The sequence below is a fragment of the Arthrobacter humicola genome (genome assembly GCF_022803015.1).
Taxonomy (GTDB): Bacteria; Actinomycetota; Actinomycetes; order Actinomycetales; family Micrococcaceae; genus Arthrobacter; species Arthrobacter humicola_A.
The window spans coordinates 1-255 of record NZ_JAFKON010000072.1; the positions used below are offsets into that span (position 1 = coordinate 1).

General features: G+C 72.9%; 1 protein-coding gene. It reads left to right on the forward strand.

What is annotated here, in order from left to right; all coding sequences use genetic code 11:
* On the forward strand, positions 1-255 hold a 255-nt coding region (locus ARTB_RS21485; RefSeq protein WP_243182288.1), incomplete at both ends, for a hypothetical protein.

Genomic DNA, 255 nt, shown 5'->3' on the forward strand with positions numbered 1-255 from the left:
CTGACCACGGCGGACGCAGCCGTGGCCCGGCAGGTGCTGGCCGCCGATCTGGACCTGCTGACCGAGCTCACCGCGCAGATCGACGCATCCGAGGCAGAGTTCGCCCGGTTGCTTCCGTTGAGCCCGTTCGCGACGCTCACCACGACCCCGGGCTGGGGTGTGGTCCGCGCCGGCAACTACGGCGGCGCCCTGGGCGACCCGCACCGCTGGCCCGGGCCGTCACAGATCTACCGGGCATCGGGTCTGTCCCCCACC